The sequence below is a fragment of the Actinokineospora lacus genome (genome assembly GCF_053813445.1).
This window is the reverse complement of the sequence record NZ_JBQERA010000003.1, coordinates 663,203-687,238: the sequence shown is the minus strand read 5'-3', so window position 1 is coordinate 687,238 and position 24,036 is coordinate 663,203. Positions and strand designations below refer to the sequence as shown.

24 protein-coding genes are annotated in these 24,036 nt (G+C 72.2%); 9 read left to right on the top strand and 15 right to left on the bottom strand.

What is annotated here, in order from left to right; all coding sequences use genetic code 11:
* Nucleotides 1-22: 22 nt before the first annotated feature.
* A complete protein-coding gene (locus ACTG9Q_RS11350) occupies nucleotides 23-1,018 on the bottom strand; it encodes an endonuclease/exonuclease/phosphatase family protein (RefSeq protein ID WP_455572630.1) in 996 nt (331 codons plus the stop codon).
* A gap of 82 nt (nucleotides 1,019-1,100) precedes the next feature.
* Here ACTG9Q_RS11350 and ACTG9Q_RS11345 point away from each other — a divergent pair, with 82 nt between their 5' ends.
* Complete coding sequence (locus ACTG9Q_RS11345) at nucleotides 1,101-2,048, top strand: ATP-binding cassette domain-containing protein (protein ID WP_455572629.1); 948 nt, start codon at nucleotides 1,101-1,103, stop codon at nucleotides 2,046-2,048.
* The gene (locus ACTG9Q_RS11340) at nucleotides 2,045-2,830 is read left to right on the top strand and encodes an ABC transporter permease (protein ID WP_455572628.1); all 786 of its coding nucleotides are present in this window, start codon (nucleotides 2,045-2,047) and stop codon (nucleotides 2,828-2,830) included. Before ACTG9Q_RS11345 ends, ACTG9Q_RS11340 begins: the two co-directional genes overlap by 4 nt.
* A gap of 38 nt (nucleotides 2,831-2,868) precedes the next feature.
* Here ACTG9Q_RS11340 and ACTG9Q_RS11335 read toward each other — a convergent pair whose 3' ends face one another.
* Nucleotides 2,869-6,045: a BTAD domain-containing putative transcriptional regulator gene (locus tag ACTG9Q_RS11335; RefSeq protein WP_455572627.1), complete on the bottom strand. Its 3,177-nt coding sequence runs from the start codon at nucleotides 6,043-6,045 to the stop codon at nucleotides 2,869-2,871.
* Nucleotides 6,046-6,395: 350 nt separating this feature from the next.
* Nucleotides 6,396-7,346 (bottom strand): hypothetical protein, encoded by a 951-nt coding sequence (locus ACTG9Q_RS11330; RefSeq protein WP_455572626.1) that lies wholly within the window; start codon nucleotides 7,344-7,346, stop codon nucleotides 6,396-6,398.
* A 513-nt stretch (nucleotides 7,347-7,859) separates the two neighbouring features.
* Between ACTG9Q_RS11330 and ACTG9Q_RS11325 the strand changes: the two genes are divergently transcribed.
* Together ACTG9Q_RS11325 and ACTG9Q_RS11320 are read left to right on the top strand one after the other, a co-directional pair.
* On the top strand, nucleotides 7,860-8,150 hold the full coding sequence (locus ACTG9Q_RS11325; RefSeq protein WP_455572625.1) for a type II toxin-antitoxin system Phd/YefM family antitoxin: 291 nt from the start codon (nucleotides 7,860-7,862) through the stop codon (nucleotides 8,148-8,150).
* Nucleotides 8,151-8,231: 81 nt separating this feature from the next.
* Entirely contained in the window at nucleotides 8,232-8,597 is a 366-nt protein-coding gene (locus ACTG9Q_RS11320) for a hypothetical protein (RefSeq protein WP_455572624.1), read from the top strand.
* Nucleotides 8,598-8,631: 34 nt separating this feature from the next.
* Here the strand turns inward: ACTG9Q_RS11320 and ACTG9Q_RS11315 are convergent, their stop codons facing one another.
* The 3 genes from ACTG9Q_RS11315 to ACTG9Q_RS11305 are packed head-to-tail and all read right to left on the bottom strand — an operon-like array spanning nucleotide 8,632 to nucleotide 11,128.
* Complete coding sequence (locus tag ACTG9Q_RS11315) at nucleotides 8,632-9,423, bottom strand: SIR2 family NAD-dependent protein deacylase (protein WP_455572623.1); 792 nt, start codon at nucleotides 9,421-9,423, stop codon at nucleotides 8,632-8,634.
* Nucleotides 9,413-9,724, bottom strand: coding sequence for an antibiotic biosynthesis monooxygenase family protein (locus ACTG9Q_RS11310; RefSeq protein WP_455572622.1), 312 nt, complete (start codon nucleotides 9,722-9,724; stop codon nucleotides 9,413-9,415). The genes ACTG9Q_RS11315 and ACTG9Q_RS11310 overlap by 11 nt, the downstream gene beginning before the upstream one ends.
* 9 nt (nucleotides 9,725-9,733) lie before the next feature.
* Nucleotides 9,734-11,128: a M1 family metallopeptidase gene (locus ACTG9Q_RS11305; RefSeq protein ID WP_455572621.1), complete on the bottom strand. Its 1,395-nt coding sequence runs from the start codon at nucleotides 11,126-11,128 to the stop codon at nucleotides 9,734-9,736.
* A 92-nt stretch (nucleotides 11,129-11,220) separates the two neighbouring features.
* Here ACTG9Q_RS11305 and ACTG9Q_RS11300 point away from each other — a divergent pair, with 92 nt between their 5' ends.
* Nucleotides 11,221-12,027 carry an alpha/beta fold hydrolase gene (locus ACTG9Q_RS11300; protein WP_455572620.1) on the top strand — a complete coding sequence of 269 codons (807 nt, stop codon included), beginning with the start codon at nucleotides 11,221-11,223 and terminating at the stop codon, nucleotides 12,025-12,027.
* Here the strand turns inward: ACTG9Q_RS11300 and ACTG9Q_RS11295 are convergent.
* The 3 genes from ACTG9Q_RS11295 to ACTG9Q_RS11285 are packed head-to-tail and all read right to left on the bottom strand — an operon-like array spanning nucleotide 11,959 to nucleotide 13,853.
* Nucleotides 11,959-12,465, bottom strand: coding sequence for a 2'-5' RNA ligase family protein (locus ACTG9Q_RS11295; RefSeq protein WP_455572619.1), 507 nt, complete (start codon nucleotides 12,463-12,465; stop codon nucleotides 11,959-11,961). The genes ACTG9Q_RS11300 and ACTG9Q_RS11295 overlap by 69 nt on opposite strands.
* A 1-nt stretch (nucleotide 12,466) precedes the next feature.
* The gene (locus ACTG9Q_RS11290) at nucleotides 12,467-13,336 is read right to left on the bottom strand and encodes an A/G-specific adenine glycosylase (protein WP_455572618.1); all 870 of its coding nucleotides are present in this window, start codon (nucleotides 13,334-13,336) and stop codon (nucleotides 12,467-12,469) included.
* A gap of 25 nt (nucleotides 13,337-13,361) precedes the next feature.
* On the bottom strand, nucleotides 13,362-13,853 hold the full coding sequence (locus tag ACTG9Q_RS11285; protein WP_455572617.1) for a beta-class carbonic anhydrase: 492 nt from the start codon (nucleotides 13,851-13,853) through the stop codon (nucleotides 13,362-13,364).
* A gap of 191 nt (nucleotides 13,854-14,044) precedes the next feature.
* Here ACTG9Q_RS11285 and ACTG9Q_RS11280 point away from each other — a divergent pair, with 191 nt between their 5' ends.
* Nucleotides 14,045-14,743, top strand: a complete 699-nt coding sequence (locus ACTG9Q_RS11280) for a hypothetical protein (protein ID WP_455572616.1) — start codon at nucleotides 14,045-14,047, stop codon at nucleotides 14,741-14,743.
* Here the strand turns inward: ACTG9Q_RS11280 and ACTG9Q_RS11275 are convergent.
* Nucleotides 14,740-15,840: a LacI family DNA-binding transcriptional regulator gene (locus tag ACTG9Q_RS11275; RefSeq protein ID WP_455572615.1), complete on the bottom strand. Its 1,101-nt coding sequence runs from the start codon at nucleotides 15,838-15,840 to the stop codon at nucleotides 14,740-14,742. The genes ACTG9Q_RS11280 and ACTG9Q_RS11275 overlap by 4 nt on opposite strands.
* Before the next feature lie 170 nt (nucleotides 15,841-16,010).
* Between ACTG9Q_RS11275 and ACTG9Q_RS11270 the strand changes: the two genes are divergently transcribed.
* Genes ACTG9Q_RS11270 through ACTG9Q_RS11260 form a run of 3 tightly spaced genes read left to right on the top strand, consistent with a single transcriptional unit; the run spans nucleotide 16,011 to nucleotide 18,703 of the window.
* On the top strand, nucleotides 16,011-17,024 hold the full coding sequence (locus ACTG9Q_RS11270) for a metal ABC transporter solute-binding protein, Zn/Mn family (RefSeq protein ID WP_455572614.1): 1,014 nt from the start codon (nucleotides 16,011-16,013) through the stop codon (nucleotides 17,022-17,024).
* Nucleotides 17,021-17,863 (top strand): metal ABC transporter ATP-binding protein, encoded by an 843-nt coding sequence (locus ACTG9Q_RS11265; RefSeq protein ID WP_455572613.1) that lies wholly within the window; start codon nucleotides 17,021-17,023, stop codon nucleotides 17,861-17,863. The genes ACTG9Q_RS11270 and ACTG9Q_RS11265 overlap by 4 nt, the downstream gene beginning before the upstream one ends.
* Entirely contained in the window at nucleotides 17,864-18,703 is an 840-nt protein-coding gene (locus tag ACTG9Q_RS11260) for a metal ABC transporter permease (protein WP_455572612.1), read from the top strand.
* A gap of 224 nt (nucleotides 18,704-18,927) precedes the next feature.
* Here the strand turns inward: ACTG9Q_RS11260 and ACTG9Q_RS11255 are convergent, their stop codons facing one another.
* The 5 genes from ACTG9Q_RS11255 to ACTG9Q_RS11235 form a co-directional block, all read right to left on the bottom strand.
* Nucleotides 18,928-19,380: a DUF3800 domain-containing protein gene (locus tag ACTG9Q_RS11255; RefSeq protein WP_455572611.1), complete on the bottom strand. Its 453-nt coding sequence runs from the start codon at nucleotides 19,378-19,380 to the stop codon at nucleotides 18,928-18,930.
* Between the two features lie 102 nt (nucleotides 19,381-19,482).
* Nucleotides 19,483-20,724, bottom strand: a complete 1,242-nt coding sequence (locus tag ACTG9Q_RS11250; RefSeq protein WP_455572610.1) for a DUF445 domain-containing protein — start codon at nucleotides 20,722-20,724, stop codon at nucleotides 19,483-19,485.
* Between the two features lie 39 nt (nucleotides 20,725-20,763).
* Nucleotides 20,764-21,903, bottom strand: coding sequence for an ABC transporter permease (locus ACTG9Q_RS11245; RefSeq protein ID WP_455572609.1), 1,140 nt, complete (start codon nucleotides 21,901-21,903; stop codon nucleotides 20,764-20,766).
* Nucleotides 21,900-23,075 carry an ABC transporter permease gene (locus ACTG9Q_RS11240; protein WP_455572608.1) on the bottom strand — a complete coding sequence of 392 codons (1,176 nt, stop codon included), beginning with the start codon at nucleotides 23,073-23,075 and terminating at the stop codon, nucleotides 21,900-21,902. Before ACTG9Q_RS11240 ends, ACTG9Q_RS11245 begins: the two co-directional genes overlap by 4 nt.
* Nucleotides 23,076-23,089: 14 nt before the next feature.
* Nucleotides 23,090-24,028 carry an ABC transporter ATP-binding protein gene (locus ACTG9Q_RS11235; RefSeq protein ID WP_455572607.1) on the bottom strand — a complete coding sequence of 313 codons (939 nt, stop codon included), beginning with the start codon at nucleotides 24,026-24,028 and terminating at the stop codon, nucleotides 23,090-23,092.
* Between the last annotated feature and the right edge of the window lie 8 nt (nucleotides 24,029-24,036).

Here is a 24,036-nt window from a genome sequence, read left to right as displayed (position 1 = left end):
CCCGGGAGCGGTTTTTTGTGCGTCAGCTGGGCAGGACCAGCTCGGCGACGACCGCGTTGTGGTCGCTCCCCGGGAGGTCGTAGACGGCGAGGGTGGCGGCCTGGACCCGGCGGTCCACCAGGACGTGGTCGATGGTCACCGGGGGGCCGAACGGGGGTTGCGACCAGGTGGGGCGGAGCCCTTCGCCGGTGAGTTCGGCGGCGTCGCGGTAGCCGCGGTCCATGAGCCTGGACAGGGCGCTGTGGTCGAGGGTGGCGTTGAAGTCGCCCGCGAGGACGCGGGGGCGGCCCGCCGGGTCGGGGGCGGGCAGCTCGGCCAGCTCGCGTTCCCAGGTCTGGCGGGCGCCCGCGCTGACCACGGCCGGGAAGACGTGCACCGAGAGGACCTCGACGTCGGTGGGCCCGGAGAAGTCGGCCACCACGGCCACCTGTTCGAGGGTGGACTGCTCGACCAGGACGATCTGGCGCAGCGGGACCCTGGCCAGGACGCCGCTGCCGGAGCCGCCGGGCTCATCGCGCAGGACGCGGTACGGGAACAGGGCGCGCAGGCCCTCGGCGTCCAGGGCGGCCACGGCGTCGGGGGTCAGCTCCTGCACTGCCAGGACGTCCACCCGGGAGTCGCGGGCCAGGGCGAGCAGGGCGGCGGGGTCGGCGCGGCCGTGCAGCAGGTTGGCCGTCATGACGCGCACCCGCTGGCCGCTGCCCGGCTGGTTGGCGTCGCCGAGGCTGCGGGGGACCAGGACGGTGCCGAGGGCGACGGTGGTGATGAGCGCGGCGACCATCAGCAGGCGGCGGCGGGCGGCCAGCGTGATGAGGGTCATCAGCGCGCCGAAGGCCGTGAGGTAGGGGGTCAGGGCCAGCAGGGCCACGGTGAACCGGTTGCCGTCGACCCCGACCAGGCGCAGCACGCCCACCCCGATGAGGAACAGCACCGGCAGCGCCAGCAGGATCGTCACCCAGCGTCGTGGGCGGCGGCGCTGCGCGGGCGGCGCGGGGGTGTCGAGTTCGGCCGTTCGCATGCGACCAGGATGCCTGACAGCGCCGTGTGCGGGCGCTGACAGCGCCGGTGGGAAGTGTGGCGGTCGAGTGAAGGGAGGACACATGTACGCGATCGAGGCCGAGGGCCTGGTGAAGCGCTTCGGCGACACTGTGGCCCTCGACGGGGTCGACCTGGCGGTGCCCGCTGGGAAGGTGCTGGGGGTGCTCGGGCCCAACGGGGCGGGCAAGACCACCGCCGTGCGGGTGCTGGCCACGCTGCTCAAGGCCGACGCCGGGAGTGCCAGGGTCGGCGGGTACGACGTGCGCACGCAGGCCACGGCGGTGCGCGGGCTGATCGGGCTGACCGGGCAGTACGCCTCGGTGGACGAGGACCTGTCCGCCACGGAGAACCTGGTGCTGATCGGCAGGCTGCTCGGCAAGCCCAGGGCCGATGCCCGGGCCACCGCGGCCGACCTGCTGGCCCGCTTCGAGCTGACCGACGCCGCGGGCCGGTCGGTGAAGACCTACTCCGGCGGTATGCGCCGCCGCGTCGACCTGGCCGCGAGCCTGGTCGGCGGGCCGCAGGTGCTCTACCTGGACGAGCCCACCACCGGCCTGGACCCGCACAGCCGCAACGAGGTGTGGGGCATCGTCCGCGGCCTGGTCGGCGACGGGGTGACGGTGCTGCTGACCACCCAGTACCTCGACGAGGCCGACCAGCTCGCCGACCTCGTCACGGTGATCGACCACGGCCGCGTCATCGCCAGCGGCACCCCGCACGAGCTCAAGCGCAGGACCGGCTCGCAGTCGATGCAGGTGCGCCCGAGCCTGGCCGCCGACGTCCCCGCCGTGGCGGGCATCCTGGCGGCCCTCACCGGCGCGGAACCGCACGTCAACCCCGACACCGGCGTCCTCACCGTCCCCGTGGCCGACTCGGTCCTGCTGTCCACATTGGTCAGAAGGCTGGATGAGGCGGGCATCACCGCCGACGAGCTGGCCCTGCGCCTGCCCAGCCTCGACGAGGTCTTCCTGTCCCTGACCGGCCATGTCGCGGAAGCGAGCGTCGCATGAGCGCGATCGTCCACGTCGGACCGCTTGACGGGCTGCGGCACGGCCTGGCGCTGGCGGGCCGCAGCATCACCAAGACCCGCAAGAACCCCGCCTCGCTGCTGGACGTCACCCTGCAGCCGATCATCTTCCTGGTCGTGTTCGTCTACCTCTTCGGCGGCGCGATCTCCGGCAGCCCGGGTGAGTACCTGCAGTTCCTGCTGCCGGGCCTGATGGTCCAGAACATCGCCTTCGCCAGCCTCGGCACCGGAACGGCCCTGAACACCGACATCACCACGGGCGTCTTCGACCGCTTCCGCAGCATGCCCATCGCCCGCGCCGCCCCCCTGGTGGGCGCCGTCCTCGGCGACATCGTGCGGTTCGTGGTGACCTTGACCGTCCTGCTGGTGTTCGCCGTCATCCTCGGCTTCCGCGTTCAGACCGACCCGCTGCGGTTCCTGATCGCCTTCGCCATGATGGTCCTGTTCGGACTCTGCCTGTGCTGGGTCTCGGTGTGGGTGGGCATGCTGGTGAAGTCACCGCAGGCGGTGCCGGGCACCCTGGTCGCCTTCATCATGCCCCTGACCTTCGGCAGCGACATCTTCGTCCCCGCCGACACCATGCCCGGCTGGCTCCGCGCCTGGGTGGAGGTCAACCCCGTCACCCACCTGGCCGCCGCCGCCCGCGGCCTGCTCCTCGGCGGCGAGTGGGTGGCCTCCGCGGGCTGGGCCTTCCTCTGGGCCGCGGTGATCGTCGCCATATTCTTCCCCCTGGCCCTGCGCGCCTACCGCCGCCGAATCTCCTGAGCCCCAGCGTGAACTTCGGCCAAGTGTGCTTACCGGTGTCAGATCTCTTGTACCGCTGTGGTCAGTTCGGCCAGGGCGGCGGTTCTGGGGAGGGCTGCGCCTGCTTCTTGGGCGGCGGTCCTCGCCTCCTGGCCGATTGCCTTGTCCACCTTGGAGAGTAGGTCTGCCAGGTCGGGGCTGCCCAGGTCTGGGGTGCCGCGGATGGCTGTGCCGACGCCCGCCATGCGGGCGGCGGCCCGGTGGTCGCCGGTGGCGGCCATGGCGTAGGCGGTGGAGTCGGCTATGGCCGCGGTCACTGGCATGTCGGGGACTTCCGCCATCGCCATGAGTGCTTGGCGCAGGTGGGTGAGGGCGGCGGCCTGGTCGCCGCGGTCGGTGGCCAGGTCGGCTTCGGCGCACAGGTGGATTGCCGTCCACTGTGGAGAGACGCGGGGGACCTCCGCCAGCAGGGAACGGCCGGTGGCCAGGTGGGCGGCGGCGGTGTCGGGGTCGCCGCGGCGGCGGGCGACGGTGCTGAGCCAGAAGTGGGCCAGGGCGGCCAGTTCCCTGCCGCCGCGGTCGGTGGCCAGGCGCAGGGCCTCGGTCAGGTCGCGCTCGGCGCCCGTGAGGTCGCCCCCGCGGGCGCGTTCGACGCCGAGGCGGGCCAGGGTGCCCGCCAGTTCGTCCTGCGCGCCCAGCTCGGCGACCAGGCGCACGGCCTCCTCGTGGGTGGCGAGCGCGGCGGGGTGGTCGCCTTGCAGGGAGTGGCGCTCCGCCACGTGCATGACGGCCATGGCCTGGCCCCACCGGTCGCCGATGGCGCGGAAGTCGGCGAGGGCGCGCGCGCCGTGGTGGGCGGCGGCGCTGTGGTTCCCGTCGTTGTCGGCCAGGTAGGCGCGGCCGAGCTGGGCGACGGCGCGGGCCCACGGGTCGCAGTGGGTCTCGGCGCGGGTGAGGCGCTGGTCGGCCAGGGCGGAGTCGCCGCTGTAGGCGGCCAGCATCGGCTCCAGCATCGCCATGACGGGGTGGTGCGCCATGGCGTCGGTCTCGGCCAGCTCGGCCACCAGCGCGCGCACGACCTCCGGTGAGGGCATCCCGCCGAACTCGCCGAACGCCGAGTACGCCCGCAGGGTCGCCACCGCGTGCGGCGGCCCGCTCCCGGGGAGCTTCAGCACCTCCGCGGCGAGCGGGCTGTTCTCCTGGTGCGTGCCGCTGAGCACCCAGTACCAGGTCGCCCGCGCCGCGATCAGGCAGGCCAGCTCGGCCGCACCCGCCGCGGCCGCCCCGCGTATCGCGGCCAGCAGGTTGGGCTGCTCGGCGCTCAGCCGCGCCAGCCACGGCACCTGGTCGGGCCCGCGCAGTCGCGGCTCGGCCTCGGTGAGCAGGTCCAGCACGTGCCGGGCGAAGGCGAGCCGGACCCGGCCCGCGTCCTCGCCCAGCCGTTCGCCCGCGTACGCCCGCACGGTCTCCAGCATCCGGTACCGGACCTGCCCGTCGCGCCCCTCGGTGGCGGTCACCAGCGACTTCTCCACCAGCGACGCCAGCACGTAGACCACGTCGTCGGCGGGGAGGTCGGCGGCCACGGCGGTCACCGACTCGGCCACCGCGCCCGCCGGGAACACCGACAGCCGCGCCGCCAGCAGCCGCTCGGGCTTCTCCAGCAGGTCCCAGCTCCACTCCACCACCGCGCGCAGGGTCCTGTGCCGCGGCAGCGCCGTGCGGTCGCCGCCGGTGAGCAGCCGGAACCGGTCGTCCAGCCGCTCGGCGACCTGCCGCAACGTCATCGACCGCAGCCGCGCCGCCGCCAACTCCACCGCCAGCGGCAGCCCGTCCAGCCGCCCGCACACCTCGGCCGCGGTGCCCAGGTCCACCCTGACCCCCGGACTGGCCGAGGCCGCCCGCTCGACGAACAGCCGCAGCGCGTCGTCGGCGGGCAGCGGCCCCACGCTGAAGACCGCCTCCCCGGTGATGGCCAGCGGCTCCCGGCTGGTGGCGAGCACCCGCAGCCCGGGACAGCGCGCGAGCAGCCGGTCGGCCAGGTGCGCGGCCGCCTCGATGAGGTGCTCGCAGTTGTCGAGCACCAACAGCCCCGGCTGCGCCGACAACACCTCCACGATCCGGTCGACCGGCGTCCGCACCTGCACCGCCTCGAACAACGGCGCGTCCCGCCCACCCAGCGCAGTGAGCACCGCGGCCGTCACATCCTCGGCGGCCCGCACCCCGGCCAACTCGACAAACCACACGACCGCCGCCCGTTCACCACCGGTCCGTTCGACGCGCGGCACGGTGTCGGCGGCCCGTGCCCCTTCGGCGTGTCCGGGGGACAGTCCGGCGCCCTCGGTGTCGCCGGGTTCGGTGGCGAGCACTGTTGCCAGCCGGGTTTTCCCTGCCCCTCCTGGACCGACCAGCGTCACCAGGCGCCTGCGGGCGAGCAGGCCCCGCAACTCGGCGAGTTCGCTCGTCCGGCCGACGAAGCTGGTCAGCGGGGCAGGCAGCCGGGTTCCGCGCCTGGGGGTCAGCTCGCCGCGCAGTACCGCGAGGTGCAGCTCACGGAGTTCCGCCGACGGCTCGACCCCCAGTTGCTCGGCCAGGTCGCGGCGGATGCGGTCGTACGCGGACAGGGCCTCGGCCTGCCGTCCGGCGACCGCCAGCGCGCGCATCAACAGCCCGGCGGGCCGCTCCCGCAGCGGCTGCTCGGCCACCGCGCTCCGCAGCTCGCCGATTACCTGGCCGCCGAGGTGGAGGTCCGCCTCGATCCGGTCCTCGACGGCGGCCGTGCGCAGTTCGCCGAGCCGCACGACCGCCGCCGTCGCGAACCCGACGTCCCCCACCCCACCCAGCGGCGTCCCCCGCCACAACCCCAGCGCGGCCCGCAGCACGGCAGCCGCCTCCCCGTACCGCCCCGCCCGCACCGCCGCCCGCCCGTCAGCCACCCCCTGCTCGAACCGCGCGATGTCCACATCGGCCACCAGCCGGTACCCCACCGCGTGCGACTCGACCACACCCCCGTCCCGCAGCGCCTTCCGCAGCCGCGACACCAGCGAATGCAGGGCGTTGACCGCATCCCCAGGCGGCGCCGCGCCCCACAACTCGTCGATCAACGTCCCCACCGGCACAACGCGACCCGCGTCCAGCGCGAGCCGAGCGAGCACCGCCTTGAGCCTGCTGCCGCCGAGCGCCACCTCCACCCCGTCTCGCCCAACAGCGCGCACGGGCCCCAGCAGCAGCACCTCCACGCCGCCCAGCCTCCCAGATCACCCCGCCCCAGTCCCGACTCCGCGCTCTGTCCACAGCCCGTCCGAGTTATCCACAGTCACCACCATGAACCCTTCCCCCTGCGGAAGGGGTGAACACCAGCCCGGACAGCGGCCTGACCAGCAGATATGCGAGAACACAGCCCATGCCTGCCGACCTGCTCCGGCTCACCAGAGCAGTGCCTAGCGGCCGCCGGGAACCTCGCACCGCCGTGTTGTCCACACCCGTCGAGGTTATCCACAGGCAACCGCGAACGAGTCCGCGCCGGTGGACCGACCAGAGCTGTGCCGCCTTGAGTGGCCAGCGCCGAAATACCACCGGTTGGTGGCGTTCACGGTTTCGACACGATGCTCGGGAGGATGGTGGCAATGCCGGTGGGGACGCGTTTCTGGGACAACGCGCACGCGGGCTTCTGCACACTGGTGACCACAGGTTCTTCGAGGGTTCCGCCGAGCGCGATGGCCTCGACGCTGAGTCCCGCGCAACCGCGGGGGAGATCAGCCTCTGCCAGTGCGTCCTGGTCCGGCACGAAGCGGAGTTCGACCTTGAGGGGCGTGGTGACCGGGGCGCCGTTGGCGGGCGCCGATGCCAGGACGAACGTGAGTAAACACGCGATCAGGAGGACGCCCGCGATACGGAGGTCGCGGACGAGGGTGTGGTAGCGCTGACGGGTCTCGGCCAGATTGGCGGTCTCGGCGATGCGGCCCGCGATTTCCGTGACGGTATCCAATCGCTGCCGCAGTCGCCGCTCGTCGGTGTCGCTGTTCGCGTCATAAACGATGGGGGAACGGGCACTCGTGCTCGGCGACAAGCTCGTGGACACGGTGACACTGCCGGTCTCCTGGAGCGTGGTGGTGGCGACGAACAACTCGCGTTGCGCCCGGTAGATCTCGCCGAGGACGAGTTCCCGCCCAGTGGTGAGCAGGCTCTTGCTGCCTTGGAGTTCACGGTTGATCGGGTGTTCGCGCCAATGGTCCGGTCGGGTGCGTTCCAAGCCGGTCAGTTTTCCGAGCGTCCACGCCGGTGAAACCAGCACCCGTGCCGCGCGCACCAAGATCCAGCCCGCGGCCATCGCCCCCAGCACCGCCGCGGCAACGGCCACCACCATCCGAGAAGCCGGTCCGTCGATCTTGGTGACAGCGGAGACCTGGAGTCCGGCCATGATCACCGCCGCCATCGCGGCCGCCGCGGCCACCAGCCATCGAGCGGCGGACCGGATCGACTCCAGCTCCTGATTCCGGTCCACGGGTTCGTGGGAACCCTCCTGACCTGCGCTGTTCATCCAGTTCCCCCGACTCGCTTGACAAGCCCCGCCGTTGTAGTACAAATATAGTACAACTGGTTCGAGCAGGAGGAGGCGCCATGAGACCCAGGAGCGAAGGTGATGACGTGCCTCCTCCCATGCCGGCGAGGAAGCACGTGGACCGAATACCCGCCGTGACGGAGACGCTGAAAGCGCACCGAGGAGTGAGGGCAGCCCTGGTGGCCGCGTCCCGGGACGCGGGCAGCCGGGGCGGCTCTCCCCCTCGGCTGGCGGGACCCTGCTCGGTCAGGACTGTGCGCTGCGCGCGCTTGCATTGTCGGCGGGTCGTGTTGGTGACCACACCTTTGTCGTCCGAGCCGGGGCCCTCGACCACAGGGGTGACGCCTGCGCGGGACCGACCCCGTTGGCGCCCGTCACGAGCGTCGCGGACTCTTTCCGTGACGGTGGCTCGACGCCTCCTGGGTGTCGGTGGTGTTTGAGATCATGTCCGGGAGTGAAACTGGGGTCACCTGGCCTGGAGGAGGAGTGGCCATGTCACCGAAGACGAGACTGGCGGAGTTCAAGACGTACACGATGCGCGAGCTGAACCAGAACACCGCTCGTGTGCTCGACGAGATCAACGATTCCCACATTCCCGCCGTGGTCACCAAACACGGTCGGTTCGTCGCGCTGATCACGCCGTTGCGGGACTCCTCCGTCGAACAGCTCGTCCTCTCGCACGGTGAACTCCACTCCGAGTTGGAGAAGCGGGCGACGGACCAGGACGTCATCACGTACTCGACCGACGACGTCCTGGAACAGTGGAAAAACCACCAACCCTGAACGGTGCGGGCCACTGAGCTGTTTGGGTGAAACCCGGGAGATCGCGAAACAACCGGAGGCCGCGCCATAGATGGTGGCTGTGTGTACCAACTCGAATGGGGCCCCCGCGCCGTTGAGGACCTGAACGTCAAGGTCTCCAGCGAGCGGGCCGTTCGGGAACTCGTTCGGGTCGCCCGGGAGGCCCTGGACGAGCCTTCCGACGGCGATGGCGGGCAATTGGGCGCCTTCTTGTGGCGGCGCTGCATCCTCCCGCGGCGCAGAGAAGAACTCGATGCCGCCATCGCCCAGGGGGTGGACCCCCCGGACGCGGGTGACGCGGCGTGGAACTACGTCCTCGTCTACGTCCGTCGAGGACTCAGGCCGGGGTTCAAGGTGCTGGCCGTCCTCACCAACGGTGAACTGGCCGCCGGCCTGGAGAGCCTGCCCACCCTGGACTTCGTCTCCTGACCCCCGCGCGGTCCAGCGGCTGGTCAGGTGTGGGTCAGGGTAGGCGGTCTTTCAAGGCTGTCAGGGCTTCCGCGGCGCCCATGGGGAGGCTGATGCCGCGGCCGTGGCGGACGGTGCTCTCCCTGGGGTTGACGCGGATCAGGGCCCCTGAGGCCGCGGTGGCCAGTTCTGCCATTCGGCGGACGGTGGGGACCGCTGTCCCGGCGCCGATCTCCAGCACCGCGACGCGTCCGGCTGTTCGGCGCCAGGTGTTCAAGGCGTCCAGGGCTTCCTGGCTTCGGTGGGGGACCCAGGTGTAGTCGCCGAACATGAGGATGTTGGGGCGGGCCAGGTTTCCGCAGTCCGGGCAGGAGGGGAGCTTCCCGACCGCCCGCATGGTTTCCGGGTCGACCTCGATGTCCAGGTCGTCGGCGGGCCACACTTGGCCGGAGCAGGGGCCCAGGCACTGCAAGTGGTGGATCGAGCCGTGTACCTCGGCCACGTCGGCGAAGCCCGCCTTCTGGAACTGGCCGTCCACATTGGACGTGAACACCCGGGCGCCGAGGGACCGCAGCACCTCGAACCCCGCGTGTGGCACGGCCGAGCGGTACAGGGCCAGCCGGTGGCCGTAGAACCCCCACGCCAGCTCCGGGTCGGCCGAGAAGTGCACCGGGTCGGCCAGTTCCACGAACCGCAGGCCCAGGCGGGCGTACGGGGGGTACGCCGCCCAGAAACCGGTGTCACCCCGGAAGTCCGGCAGCCCGGAGTCCACCCCCATCCCCGCCCCGGCGCACACCAGGACGGCGTCCGCCGAGGCGATCAGCGCGGCGGCGTCGTCAAGACTCACGCGGCCCCGCGCTCTGGACGACCTCGAATTCCAGCAGCGCCGAGCCCGTGCCCACCGGCTTCGCGCGCTCGCCGGAGTGCGCCTCCTTGGCCGAGCCGCCCATCCACGCCTGGAAGTGCTCCTCGGTCTCCCAGCGGGTGTACACGAAGTAGCGGTTCTCCCCGGCCACCGGCCGCAGGAGCTCGAAGCCGAGGAAGCCGGGCTGGCCGTCGACAGCGCCCAGGCGGGCGGCGAAGCGCTTCTCCAGCTCGGGGCCTGCGCCCTCGGGGACCTCGATAGCGTTGATCTTCACGATTGCCATAACCCCAGACTAACGCGCCAGCGGCCCGGGGTAGAGGTGCTCGTCCGACGGGCGGGCGGCGTCGCGGAACCACGCGACGAGGAACGGGCGGACGTCCTCGCCCGCCACCGCGGCGACGAGGTCCTCGAACTGCGGCCACGAGGCGTTGCCGTCGGCGTTGGCCGTCAGCCACGTGCGCAGGACCTCGTCGAAGTCCTCGTCGCCGATGTGCCTGCGAAGGGCGTGCACGGCCACCTGCCCCTTGTCGTAGACGGCGGTGAACTCGTTGCCCGCGCCCATGTCGTAGAGCTTGCGGTTCCAGAACCGCTCCCGCTCGTACGCGCGGGCGACCGTCGTGCGGTACAGCGCGTCGATGTCGACGCCCTGCGACTCGTCCCACATCCACATGGCGTAGGAGGCGAAGCACTCGTTCAGGCAGATGTCGGCCCAGGTGTCCACCGACACGCTGTTGCCCCACCACTGGTGGGCCAGCTCGTGCACCACCACGTCCAGCTCGGCCCACCGCGCGTAGATCGGCCTGCCCTGCGTCTCCAGGGAGAACCCGATGTTCTCGTTGAGGTAGATCCCGCCCGCGGCGCTCTGCGGGTACTCCCCGAACTTCGAGGTCAGGAACTCCAGCACCTCCGGCATCCGCGCCTGCACCGACCGCTTGCCCTCCGCGCCGGGGGCGTAGGCATTGACCACGGGCGTGCCGTCGGCCAGCGCCGACCGCTCGATGGTCCACCTGTCGATGCCGATGGTGGTCAGGTACGTCGCGACGCGGTTGGGCTCCACCCAGCGGTACGTCGTCCAGCCGTCGGCCTTCACCGGGGGCTCCTCGACGCCGTTGGAGACCACGCTCCACGGGTCGGGCACGCGCGCGGACAACGCGAAGGTGGCCTTGTCGCGCGGGTGGTCGTTGACCGGGAACCAGCTGCTGGCGCTGTGCGGCTCACCCGCGGCGAAAGCGCCGCCCGACTGGGTGCCCTGCCAGCCACCGGCGCCCAGCGGCCCCTCGTCCTCGGACCCCGGCTTGCCGGAGTACCGCACCCGCGCGCTGAAGTCACCGGAGACCGGGGCCGCCGGGGTGACCACCAGTTCCTGCTCGCCCTCCCGCTCGAACGACGCCGCGACGCCGTCGACCTCGACGGCGGAGACCTCGAAGCCGGTGAGGTCGAGGTTGAACCGGGTCAGGTCCTCCGACGCCGTCGCCTTGACCACGGTGTCACCGTCGAGCCTGCGGGACTCCGGGTCGTAGGTGATGCCCACCTCGTAGGCGACGACGTCGTAGCCGCCGTTGCCGTCGTCGGGGTAGTACGGGTCGCCGATGCCGTCGGCGCCCACGCCCGCCACCACCGAGGGCGGCGCGGCGTTCTCCACGGAAGCAGGCGAGGTGCACGCCGTGAAGGCGCCGACGGCTGCCACAGCGAAGATCACACGGATGGGGACTGGACGCACCGTCCCATCATGACGCCCCGACTGTGTTGCCCGGGTTGACTCGGGCAGACTCGAACCCCGTGGCACGGCGCGACGTGGTCGACTTCGGCGGGGACGGCCCCCCGATCCTGCTCCTGCACGGGCTCATGGGCCGCGCCACCACGTGGTGGCCGGTGGCCCGCTGGCTGCTCCCGTACGGCCACGTCATCGCGCTCGACGCCCGCGCCCACGGCCGCAGCCCCCACCGCGGGCCGCGCTGGCGCACCCCGGACTTCGTCGCCGACGCCACCGCCCTGCTCGACGAGCACGGCCCCGGTGTCGTGATCGGACACTCGATGGGCGGCCTGCACGGGCTCGGCGTCGCCGCCACCCGCCCCGACCTGGTGACCGGCCTCGTCGTCGAGGACATGGCCGTGGACCTGCGCGGGCGCACTGTGGACGCCTGGCGGGGCCTGTTCGACGCCTGGCCCGTCCCCTTCGCCTCCCTGGCCCACCTGCGCGACTTCTTCGGCCCCGTCGTCGGCCCCTACTTCGCCGAGTGCGTCGAGGAGCGCGCCGACGGCTACCACCTGCTGTCCGACGTGGACGACCTGTTCGCCATCGCCGCCGAGTGGGGCGCCCGCGACTACTGGGACTGGGTCGACGCCGTGCGCTGCCCCCTGCTGGCCATCGAGGCCGAGCACAGCGCCATGCCACCCGGCCAGCAGGCCGCCATCGCCGCCCGCGCCCAGGGCACGCACCTGCTGGTAGCCGGTGCCGGACACCTGGTCCACGCCTCCCAGCCCGAGGTCTACCGAGGCGCGGTCGAGGCGTTCCTGTCAGGTCAGCGGATCGATCTCCCCGGTGGCCGTGTCCATGACCACCACGCCGGAGACCCGCGCGCGTAGCCCGGCCACCGGGAACACCGCGCCGAACGCGGCGACCAGCTCATCCCCGGTGACCTGCTGGACCAGCGTGCAGTGCGGCACCCACGAGCCCGGCAGGTAGTACGAGCTGGGGTTGCGCACCTTCCCCGCCAGCACGTCGTGCACCGCCGAGTGCACCGCCAGCAGCTCCGGGTCGGTGACCGCCGCGAGCATCAGCACGTTCTCGCTGTGGGCGAAGGTCGACAGCGACCCGAACCACAGCGACGGGATGTGCAGCGCCCGCAGCTCGGCCCGCAGTGCCTCCCGGGTCTTCCGCGGGATGTCCGAGGCCACCGCGAAGGTCAGGTGCGGCGGGAAGGTCCGCCTGCTCGGCAGCCCGGCGGCGTCCAGCCTGGCCCACAGCGCGCGCACGGCGGCGTCGGCCTTGTCGTCGAACAGGACGCTGACCGCCTGCGCCACCTCAGCCCTCCCCGGGAAGCGCGAACAGCCCGCCCGCGGTCTGCTCGACCAGCCCGTCGACCAGCAGCGAGTCCAGGCACCGGTCCCGCTGACCCGCGTCGGCCCACACCACGTCCAGCCGCGCCCTGGACGCCGGGTCGGGCGAGTCGCGCAGCACGTCCAGCAGCAGCCCGCGCACGTGCCGGTCGGTTCCGCTGAACTTCTGCGCCGCCTTCACCGGGCCCTGGTAGGCGGGCCTGCCCGCCCGCTGCCAGGCGCAGGAGTCGAACACCGGGCAGTCCGCGCACCGAGGGGCCCGCGCCTTGCACACGACCGCGCCCAGCTCCATCAGCGCCGCGGACACCCGCGCGGCCTCGGCGGGCTCCTCGGGCAGCAGCTTCTCCACGTCGGCCATGTCCCGCACCGTCGAGGGCGGCCCGGCCTCACCCGCGCCGTGCACCGCCCGCGCCACGACCCGCCGGACGTTGGTATCCACCACGGGGCAGCGCTTGCCGTAGGCGAAGGCCGCCACCGCGCGCGCGGTGTACGCGCCGATCCCGGGCAGCGCGAGCAGCGTGTCCACGTCGTCGGGCACCACGTCGCCGTGGGACCTCTCGATCTCCGTCGCCGCCTCGTGCAGCCGCAGCGCGCGGCGCGGGTAGCCCAGCTTCCCCCACGCGCGCACGACGTCGCCGCGCCCGGCCGCGGCCAGCGCCGAGGGCACCGGCCAGCGCGCCATCCACTCCAGCCACACCGGCTCGACCCGCGCCACCGGCGTCTGCTGCAGCATCACCTCGCTGACCAGCACGCCCCACCCGGTGCGGTCCGGGGCCCGCCACGGCAGGTCCCGCGCGACACCGTCGAACCACTCGACCACCACGCGTGTGTCCATCGCGGGGCACTGTATTCGCCCCGGCTCAGTGCACCTCGGTCAGCGCCGCGGTCTGCACGTCGTAGACGAACCCGCGCACGTTCTCGGTGTACGGGATGAAGGGGCTGCGCCGCACCCGCTCGACCGACTGGCGCACGCTGTCCTTGACCTCGCGGAACGCCTCCACCGCCCACGGCGGGCGCAGCCCGGTGTCCCGTTCGAGGGAGTCCTTGAACTCGTCGTCGGTGATCGTGGCCAGGCCGCATGAGGTGTGCTGCATGACGATGACCTCGCGGGTGCCCAGCTGGCGCTGGCTGATGGACAGCGAGCGCACGATGTCGTCGGTCACCACCCCGCCCGCGTTGCGCATGATGTGCACCTCGCCGTGGGTCAGGCCGAACACGTCGAACACCTTGATGCGGGCGTCCATGCAGGTCACCACGGCCAGGTGCAGCCGGGGGACGGGCGTGAGCATCCCGGGCGCGCCGTGGTCGGGGCCGTCGAGGTGGCGTTGGAGCAGATCGTCGATGGCGGTCATGGGCCTGCCTCCGGCGGTCGTCGAGTCATGGTCACTTATTGGAACCGCTGTCCCACTCCGCAGCCAAGCGGAATAGGGCCGAATTCACTGTGGCATACGCCGCTGACGAGGTATCGCCCAGACGAATATCGCCCAGACGAGCGACACCCGGCGGCGCCACCGTCCGTGTTTCCGCGACTACCGTCGCTGCCATGTCCGACCAACCTGGCCCGGTGTCCCGGGGCGTGTACTTCCGCCGCAGGGCAGGCGCGCTCGCGGGCTCGATGCTCGCGCTGGTGGGGCTGATCTGGCTCGTCGACGGGCTCATCGGCGGTGAGGAGCCGGTCAGGGGCGTCGCCGCGTCCGTCCCGCTCCCGGCCTCCACGGCGCCCGCCTCCCGGCGGAACGCGCCCGCCAGCGCGACGGCCGCCCAATCGGCCACCCAGTCGGCCAGTCGGTCGGCGCGGCCCAGCCCCAGCAGGACACCCGAGCAGGTCCCGCCGGACCCGAGCGCGCCGTGCCCGGACTCCTCGGTCCGGGTCTCCGCCGAGACCGGCGAACCCGCCTACCGGACCGGGCAGCGACCGCTGCTGCGGCTGGTCGTGGTCAACACCGGACCCGTGCCGTGCACCCGGGACGTGGGCCGAGCGCTGCGCGGGCTGGAGGTCACCAGCCGCGACGGCGGGACCCGGGTGTGGTCGAGCAACGACTGCTACTTCGGCACCCGCGAGGGGTCGCCGCGCGTGCTGGCGCCCAAGCGGCGCGCGGTGTTCGAGGTGCGGTGGACCGGCCGCACGTCCGCCGCGGGCTGCCCGGTGCGCCGCGCGCCCGTCGCCCCCGGCGACTACGCGGTCGTGCCCAGGCTGGGGAAGCTGACCGGCGCCCCGGTGCCGCTGAGGCTGACCGCCTAGGGGCCGAACCAGCGCTCCTCGCTGGTGCGCGGCGGGGCGGAGGTGGTGCCGGTGACCAGCTCGGTGTCCAGGATGATCTCCCGCGGGCGGGTCGGGTCGGGCGCGCCCAGCAGCAGCTTGCCCGCCGCGCGGCCCTTCTCCAGCACCGGCTGGCGCACGGTCGTCAGCCCGACCCGGTCGGCTTCGGCTATTCCGTCGAACCCGGTCACGGTGAGGTCCTGCGGCACCCGCAGGCCGCGGCGGCGGGCCTCGGTCAGCGCGCCGAGAGCGAGTATGTCCGACGTGCAGATCAGCGCGGTGACCTGCGGGTCGGCGTCGAGCAGCTGCGCGGCGGCCGAGGCCCCGCTGGCCGTGCTGTGGTCGAAGCGCTCCACGACGCGGATGGCCGACCAGTCCACGCCGACGGCGCTGAAGGACTCGGCCAGGCCGCTGAGGCGGGCGCGCTGGACGTGGAAGTGGGCGTTCCGCTGGCGCTCCTGGTCGGCGAACCCGTCGTTGCGGTCGCGCGCCAGGCGCATGCACAGCACGCCGATGCGCCGGTGACCCAGCGTGATGAGCTGCCTGGCCAGCGCGGTGATCGCGGCGTGGTCGTCGATGCCGACCTGGTCGACGCCCTCGACGTTGGGCTGGTCGGCCACCACGGTCGGGACCGGGCGGGAGAGCACGGCGGCCAGGTGCGGGTCGTCGTCGGGCACGGAGTACACGACGAAGCCGTCCACGCCCGCGCGGTGCACGGCGGCGACGTCCTCGCGCTCGGGGTTCACCGGCACCAGGTGCAGGCCCTGGCCCGCGCCCTCGCAGGCCAGCGCCAGCCCTTCGAGGAAGCCGAGGGCGGCGGGGTCGCGGAAGGCGTAGGACAGGTTCTCGGTGAGCAGCAGCCCGACCGCGCCCGCCTTGCGGGTGCGCAGCGAGCGGGCCACCGGGTCCGGTCCTGGGTAGCCCAGCCTGCGCGCGGTCTCGAGCACCCGCCTGCGCAGCTCCGGCGAGAGCTGGTCAGGTCGGTTGTACGCGTTGGAGACGGTGGTTCTGGAGACCCCGAGCTCCGCGGCCAGCGACGCCAGTGTCGCCGGACGCCGGACATGTATAGACCGCGCCATGATCTGACCGTAACGGTTCAGAACCAATTGCAGAAGTCCGAGCCCGGCTCGCTTCGGACACGGTTGTCGTCCGGTCGGGTGAATCGTCCCTGGCGGGGTGTCGTATTCTGAATCCGACAACGGTTTCCATTGTCGCCCACGTGGCGGCCATCGCCCAGCAGGAGCGCCAGATGACCAGTCGCCGTTTCCGGCCAGCGCCCGTGGTCGCGGGGCTCGCCGCCACTGTCCTGTTCGGCGTCGCCGCGTGTGGCGAATCACCCGCCGAGCCGCAGGGTCCCGCCGCCGCGGGCACCACCGTCGTGGTCACGTCCACGAACGTGTGGGCGTCGGTGGTACGGGCCGTGGGCGGCGACAAGGTCACCGTGCGCGCGATCCTGGAGGACCCCGCCGCCGACCCGCACGGCTACGAGGCCAAGCCCGCCGACGCGGTCGTCTTCGAGGGCGCGCGCCTGGCGGTGTCCAACGGCGGCGGCTACGACGACTTCTTCACCGGCCTGGCCGACAGCGCGGGCCCCGACCTCCGCCGCGTCGTCGCCGTCGACCTGGCGGGCGCGCACGCCGCCGAGGAATCCCACCCAGAGGAATCCCACAGTGAGCCCCCCAGCGAGACCCGCTCTGGGGAGGAGCCCGCCGAAGACGGCCACGGCCACGAGCACGCCGAGAACGAGCACGTCTGGTACGACCTGGAGACCGTGCACGCCGTCGCCGAGAAGGTCGCCGCCGACCTCGCCGCCATCGACCCGGCGAACGCCGCTGCCTTCACCGCCAACGCCGAGGGCTTCGGCACGGAACTCGACGCGCTGGCCGGGAAGGCCGCCGCGATCGGCGCGGCCAAGCCGGGCGCGAAGGTCGTGGCCACCGAGCCGGTCGCCGAGCACCTGCTGGAGGCCGCCGGGCTCACCGACGTCACCCCCGCCGCCTTCGCCGAGGCCGTCGAGGAGGAGACCGACCCGCCCGCCGCCGCCCGCGCCGAGACCGAGGCCCTGGTCACCGGCGGCCAGATCGCCGCGCTGGTCTACAACGAGCAGACCTCGACCCCGGTCACCGAGGCGGTCAAGGCCGCGGCCGAGGGCGCCGGGGTGCCCGTCGTGGGGATGACCGAGACGCTGCCCGAGGGCGTGACCAGCTACCTTGAGTGGATGACCAAGCAGGTCGACGACCTTGCCGCGGCCGTGAAGCCGTGATTACCCGGCACGTCGCCGCGCCCGCCGCCGTCGACGCGGTCAGCCTGTCCGGGGCCCGGCTCGCCTACGGCGACCGGGCGCTCTGGGAGGGCCTGGACCTCGCCGTCGCGCCGGGGGAGTTCGTCGCCGTGCTGGGCCCCAACGGCTCGGGCAAGACCAGCCTGCTGCGGGTGCTGCTGGGCCTGCAGAAGCTCTCCGCGGGCACGGTCCGGGTCGCGGGCGCGGTGCCCGGCAGGGGCAACCGCGGCGTCGGCTACATCCCGCAGCAGCGCGCCCTGGACCCGTCGCTTGCGCTGCGCGGGCGTGACCTGGTCGGGCTCGGCCTGGACGGGCACCGCTGGGGCCTGGGCGTCTCCGGGCGCCGCGAGCGGGCCCGCCGGGTCGCCGAGGCCATCGCCTCGGTCGACGGCGGGGCGTTCGCCGACCGCCCGGTCGGGCTGCTCTCCGGCGGCGAGCAGCAGCGGCTGCGGGTCGCGCAGGCGATGGTCGGCGATCCGCGCGTCCTGCTGTGCGACGAGCCCCTGCTGTCGCTCGACCTGGCCAACCAGCGCGCGGTGAGCACGCTGATAGATGCCCGCAGGCGCGAGGCGGGCACGGCGGTGCTGTTCGTGACCCACGAGATCAACCCGGTCCTGCCGCTGGTCGACCGCGTGCTGTACCTGGTGGACGGTCGCTTCCGGGTCGGGCGGCCCGACGAGGTGATGACCACCGCGACGCTCTCGGCGCTGTACCGCACCGAGGTCGAGGTGATCAGGGTGCGCGGGCAGATCCACGTCGTCGGCGCGCACAGCGACCTGTGCGAGGACAACCCGCACCATCATGACCACGGGGTGGGGTAAGTGGACGGCTTCTTCGACCTCGGGCTGACCCTGGACCTGCTCGGGCTGGACTTCGTGCGGATGGCGCTGCTGGTGGCCGTCGTGCTCGGGCTGCTGGCCGGGGTGCTCGGGCCGCTGATCGTCAGCCGCAACATGGCCTTCTCCGTGCACGGCACCAGCGAGCTGGCGCTGACCGGGGGAGCGGCGGCGCTGCTGCTGGGCTGGGACGTCGGCAACGGCGCGCTGGCGGGGGCCATCGTGGCGGCGCTGGTGCTGGGGCTGCTGTCGCGGCGCTCCTCGGAGTACGACTCGGTGATCGGGGTCGTGCTGGCGTTCGGCCTGGGCGTCGGCGTGCTGATGCTGTTCCTCTACAAGGGGCGCGCGTCGAACAAGTTCGGGCTGCTGACCGGGCAGATCGTCGGGCAGGACTTCGCCAGCGTGGCGCTGCTGCTCGGGTGCTCGGTCGCGGTGTTCGCGGTGCTGGCGGTGATCTACCGGCCGCTGCTGTTCGCCTCGGTCGACCCGGAGGTCGCGCGGGCGCGCGGGGTGCCGGTGGTGGCGCTGTCGCTGGTGTTCGCGGTGCTGGTGGGCGTGGCGACGGCGCTGGGCGTGCGCACGGTCGGCGCGCTGCTGGTGCTGGCGCTGATGGTCACCCCGGCCGCGGCGGCCTGCCGGGTGACGGCGAGCCCGCTGCGGGCCACCGTGCTCTCGGTGGTGTTCGCGCTGGTCTCCGCGGTGGGCGGCATCGTGCTGTCGCTGGCCCCCGGCGCGCCGATCAGCGCGTTCGTCACCGCCATCTCCTTCGTGATCTACGTTGCCTGCTGGATCGTCGGCCGCGCCCGCGGCCTGACCCGCGCCTAGTGCTTCGTCATCAAGGCGAATCCGACAACGGCAACACTGCGTCGAGGTGTTGCGAAGCAGCACCCCGGTGCTGCTTCGCAACACCAACCGCTACGACGGTGGACGGTCACCTCGCGACTATGCAGGCGTTCTGCAAGTCACCAACCTTGTACCATGGTATGCTGTGGATAGGAGGAAACTCCTGCGAGCCCTGAGCCCCGCCAGCGAGCGGGGCTCTTGTGCGTTCAAGGCCACCAGCAGTGCGAATGGGCGACTCTGGGCGCGATTCGATCCCACAGCGCCGTGTTCGCCTTCACCACTCGCGAATCGGTGTTCGTCTCGGTCTGGATGCGGTGGTGCAGGAACGCGATGAGGTCGACGGCCTGGACCAGCCTACTGGCGGTGGAGGGGGCGAAATATATGGTGTCGACGATCCGGGTGATTTGGTCGGCGATGGCCTGCAAGGCTTTGCCGTAGACGCCGATGCGGGCACGAACCATCGTTTTGAGCGGCTCCCAATCACGCTCCGCGTGAAAGAGGTCGTATCCGTGTAGTTCTGCCTCGGAGGCGAGGCCCTTGTACCCCCAGGACGCATCATCGACGACCTTGTCCAGAGCTGTGCTCAGCGAGCGCACGCTGGCTTCGGGAACCAACAAAGCCACAACGTAGTAGCAGGTCTTGCAGTAGCTCTCATCCACATAAATCAACCGCACCGGAGAAGCCTAGCCGGGCGTTCGATGCCTGCGGGCAATCGACGGCTGTACCGTATGGGCGGTCTTCTCGGCCAGCTCTCCGACGGCCTAGAACAGGCCCGAGGACAGGAACACCAGCACCTGCAACTCGCCGACGAGGGCGCCGATGACGGCGCCGACGGCGATCAGCTTCCACTCGTCCTGGCGGAACGCCGGGCGGAGCAGTCCCTCGTACTCGACGCGGCTGAGGCGGTCCATCTTGGAGGCGATGACCCGGCCGAGGTTGATCTGCTCCGCGGCGTAGGGCGCGGCGAGGCGGGCGGTCTCGTCCAGGTAGACCATCGCCTTGTCGGCGGCGGCGTGCTTCATCTGCTGGAAGCGGCGGGTGCCGACGGCCACCGCGACGAACGGCTTGGCCAGGCTGGCCTGCTCGTCGACGACCTTGGTGATCGTGCGCCGGATCATGGCCATGACCCGGTCTGAGCGCGGGCCGCGGAAGATGCCGTCGATGATGTTCGGCACCGTCATCACCTCGGTGGCGATGATCTCCCCGTACTGCCTGGCCACCTCCTCGCGCCTGCGCTGGAAGACGCCCTGGAAGGAGAACAGGCCGAGCACCCGCCTGCGCTCGCGCGGGAAGAACACCAGCTTGATGGCCAGCCAGTCGGTGAACCAGCCGATGAGCCCGCCGAAGATCGGCAGCACCAGCGGCTCCTTGGTCAGCGCCCAGACGACCGTCTGCACGACGCCCAGGGCGAAGCCGAAGTAGATTCCGCAGCGGGCGATGAACGCCATCTCCGGGCGGGAGATGTCGCGCACCAGCCGGACCAGCAGCTCCTTGTCGCGCTCCAGGGCGTCGATGGCCACCTGCTGGACGTCCAGCAGGTCGTCGATGTCGGTGCGCAGGTCGGCGACGATCTGGCGGACCATCGCGGGCGCGCCCGCCTGGGCCTGCTTGACGATGAGGTCCTGGGCGAAGACCGGCAGCGTCTCCCACAGGCCGGGGTGGTGCTCGGCGATGACGTCGCGGGTGACCTCGTCGATGATCAGCAGCAGCGGGCCCTGGATGTCGCGGGCCAGCGCGTCGGGGTCGATGCGCCCGGCGAGCTGGCGGGCGTCGACCAGCCGCGAGGTGATCAGGTCGGTGGAGACCCGGATCATCCGCGCTGAGTTGCGCGGCACGACGCCCTGCCAGCCCAGGTACGGCTCGGCGATGCCGACGAACCGCAGCGGGCGGAACATCATCTCGATGGCCACCCGCTTGGTGACGTAGCCGATGACCGCGGCCACGACCGGCATGATGGCGTAGAGCGGCCAGTGCTCGGCGATGTCGGCGAGTACGCGCTCCACGGGCCCTCCTGTCCTGACTCGACAGTAGGTTACTGCGCGTCAGGCGGCCCGCAGCGCCCGCCGCTGGAAGACGACCACCGCGACGCCGAGGCTGAGCGCGGCCATGCCCGCGAGCACCAGCGACTCCTGCCAGACCGCGGCGATGCCCGCGCCCGGCCGGGTCAGCGCGAGCAGCCCGTCCATCGCCCACGAGTGCGGGAACACGTAGCCCACCGTGGCCAGGAACTCGCCCGCGACCTCGCGCGGCCACAGGCACCCGCCCAGCATGCCGAGCACGATGCCCAGCGGCGGGCCGATGGCCGGGGCCTGCTGCGGGTTGTTCACCAGCGCCCCCACCAGCATCGCCGCGCCGGTCGCGACCAGGCAGAACAGGGTGACGATGACGGTGACGGCGAGCGGGTCGCCCCAGCGGACGCCGAACATCAGCGCGCTGACGACGATGATCAGCAGCGCCTGGGCGGCGGCCACCAGCAGCCTGCTGAGGGCCTCGCCGAACAGCACGGTGGCCTTGCTGACCGGCCCGGCCAGCGTGCGCCGGACCATGCCGATGCGGCGGCTCTCCACCAGCGCGGCGGCCACGGCCATCGAGTTGATGAAGACGAACAGCAGCAGGTTGGCCGGAGCGGTGTAGGCGAAGCCGGTGGGCGCCCCGTCGTCGCCGCCGGTGTTGCGCACCGCGACCGCGCCGCCCTCGGCCCGCGCCTCCTGGACGTACTGCTCGGCCAGCCGGGGGCTCGCGCCCGCCTTCTCCGCGGCCCTGGTGGCCTCCTGCACGGCCGAGACCTTGCCGATGGCCACGTCGATCTCGCTGCGCGCGGCCATGCCGCTGCCGCTGGTCTGGGTGAGCACCAGGTCGAACTCGGTGTCGCCGGGCCGCATCACCAGGCCCGCGGCGACGCGGCCCCGGCGCACGTCGGCGCGCACCTCCTCGGCGGAGTCGGCGCGGCGCACCTCCAGCGACGGGCTGGCCTCCAGCACGCGCAGCACGGCGGCGGCGGTCGGGTCGGAGTCCTGGGCGATGACGGCCACCGGGATGCGGTCGCTGCCGCCGCCCATCGCCAGGCCGACGAACATGATCGTCACGAACGGCATGACGATCATGAAGAACAGGCCGACCCGGTCCCGGGTCTGGCGCTTGAGGTTGGCGATGACCAGCGCGCTGATCGGGCGGGGCCTCATGCGAACAGTCCCTTCCGCAAGCGCAGGAACGCCAGGGCGCCCGCGACGACGCCGATGCCCGCGACGACGGCGACCGGCAGGGCGATGGCGCCCATCCCGCTGCCGCCCGCCAGCTCGGTCAGCCCCGCCGAGATCCAGCCGTTGGGGGTGGCCAGCGACACCGTCTGCAGGAATTCGGGCAGGTTGTAGACGGGGACCAGGCTCCCGCCGAGGAAGGCGAACACGAACGCCACGCCGAGGGTGTAGCCGTCGGCCTGCGCGTCGGTCTTGGCGCCGCTGGCCACCAGCATCACGATCATGGTCGCGGCGAACACGTGCGCCAGGATCAGCGCGAGCACGCCCAGCGGCGGCCCCCAGCTGGCCCCGAAGATCAGCTCGGAGGACAGCCAGGTCGCGCACATGCTGATCACCGCCAGCAGGAAGCCGACCCCGCCCTTGCCCGCGATCACGGTCCACAGCGGGATCGGCGCGGCCCGCATCCGGCCGAGGGTGCCGAGCTGGCGCTCGGTGAGCAGGCTGCGCGCCGAGCTGCCGACGACGAAGAAGGCGAACATCACGGCCATGCCGGAGCCGTAGTAGACGGCCAGGTCGACGGCGCCGCCGCTGACCGGGTCGCTGGCCAGCGACAGGCTCGGTCCGGCCGCGCCGTTCTCCTCCACGAAGATCTTGACGTCCTCCGGCGCCACCCCGGCCCGCAGCGAGGCGCGCACGGCCAGCGTCCGGGCCTCCACGAGCGCGGAGATCCGGTCGACCATGCTGCGGGCGATCACGCCCGCCAGCGGGGCGTCGTTGGACTCCATGACGGTCACCTCGCCGCCCCTGCCCGCGCCGACGCTCTCGCTGAACCCGGCCGGGAAGACGATCGCCGCGCCCGCGGTCTCCGCGTCGAGGGCGGCGCGCGCCGCGGCCTCGTCGGGGAACTGGGCGAAGGTGAGCAGGCCGCGCAGCTCCTCGGTGTTCAGCGCCTCGCGCTGCACGCTGGCCGGGAACTCGCCGCCGTCGTGGTCGACGATGCCGATGGTCGCCTTGAGCGGCGGGTCCTCGTCGCCGCCGAGGGCGAAGCCGAACATGGTCGCCAGCACGATCGGCGCGATGAGCGCGATGAGCACGCCGGTGCCGTCGCGCAGCCGGGCGGCCAGTTCGCGTCCGCCGATGACGAGCAGGGGTCGCACGTGGTCTCCTCCCGTCAGTCGCGCAGGGTGCTGCCGGTCAGGTGCAGGAAGGCCGCTTCCAGGTCGGGCTCGACGACCTCGACGCCGGTAACCGCGGCGGTGCCCGCGGCGGCGTCGATGATCGCGGGCAGCAGGTGCCGCCCGCCCTTGGCGAGCAGGCGCACCGACTGCTGGCCGGTGACCACCGCCTCGGTGACGCCGTCGACCAGGCGCAGCTTCTCCGCCGTGGACTCCACGTCGCCGTCGAGCACCAGCTCGATGCGGTCGCTGCCGCCGAGCTCGGCGACCAGCTCGCGCTTGCTGCCGTCGGCCATGATCTTGCCGCGGTCGATGATGCCGACCCGGGTGGCGATGCGCTCGACCTCCTCCATGTAGTGGGAGGTGTAGAGCAGGCTCATGCCCTCGTTGATCAGCGCCTCGACGCCGTCGAGGATGGCCACCCTGCTCTGCGGGTCGACGCCGACGGTTGGTTCGTCGAGGATGAGCAGCTTCGGCTTGTGCAGCAGCGCGACGGCGATGTTGGTGCGCCGCTTCATGCCGCCGGAGTAGGTCTCGATCCGGTCGTCGGCGCGGTCGCTGAGGCCGACCATCTCCAGCACCTCGCCCATGCGAGTGGCCAGCTCGCGGCGCGGGATGCCGTAGAGGCGGCCGAAGTAGCGCAGGTTCTCGCGCGCGGTCAGCTCCGGGTAGAGGGCGATCTCCTGGGGGACGTACCCGATCAGGCGCTTGGCCTCCTTGGGGTCGTCGGCCATGGCGACCCCCCCGACGGTCACGCTGCCCGAGTCCGGGGCGAGCAGGCCGACGATCATGGAGATGGTCGTCGTCTTGCCCGCGCCGTTAGGGCCGAGCAGCCCGTACGCCTCGCCCTCGTCGATGTGGAAGCCGACGTGGTCGACGACCGTCCGGTCGCCGTAGCGCTTGACCAGGTCCTCGCACACCAAGGCCGGGCTCATCCCGCTCC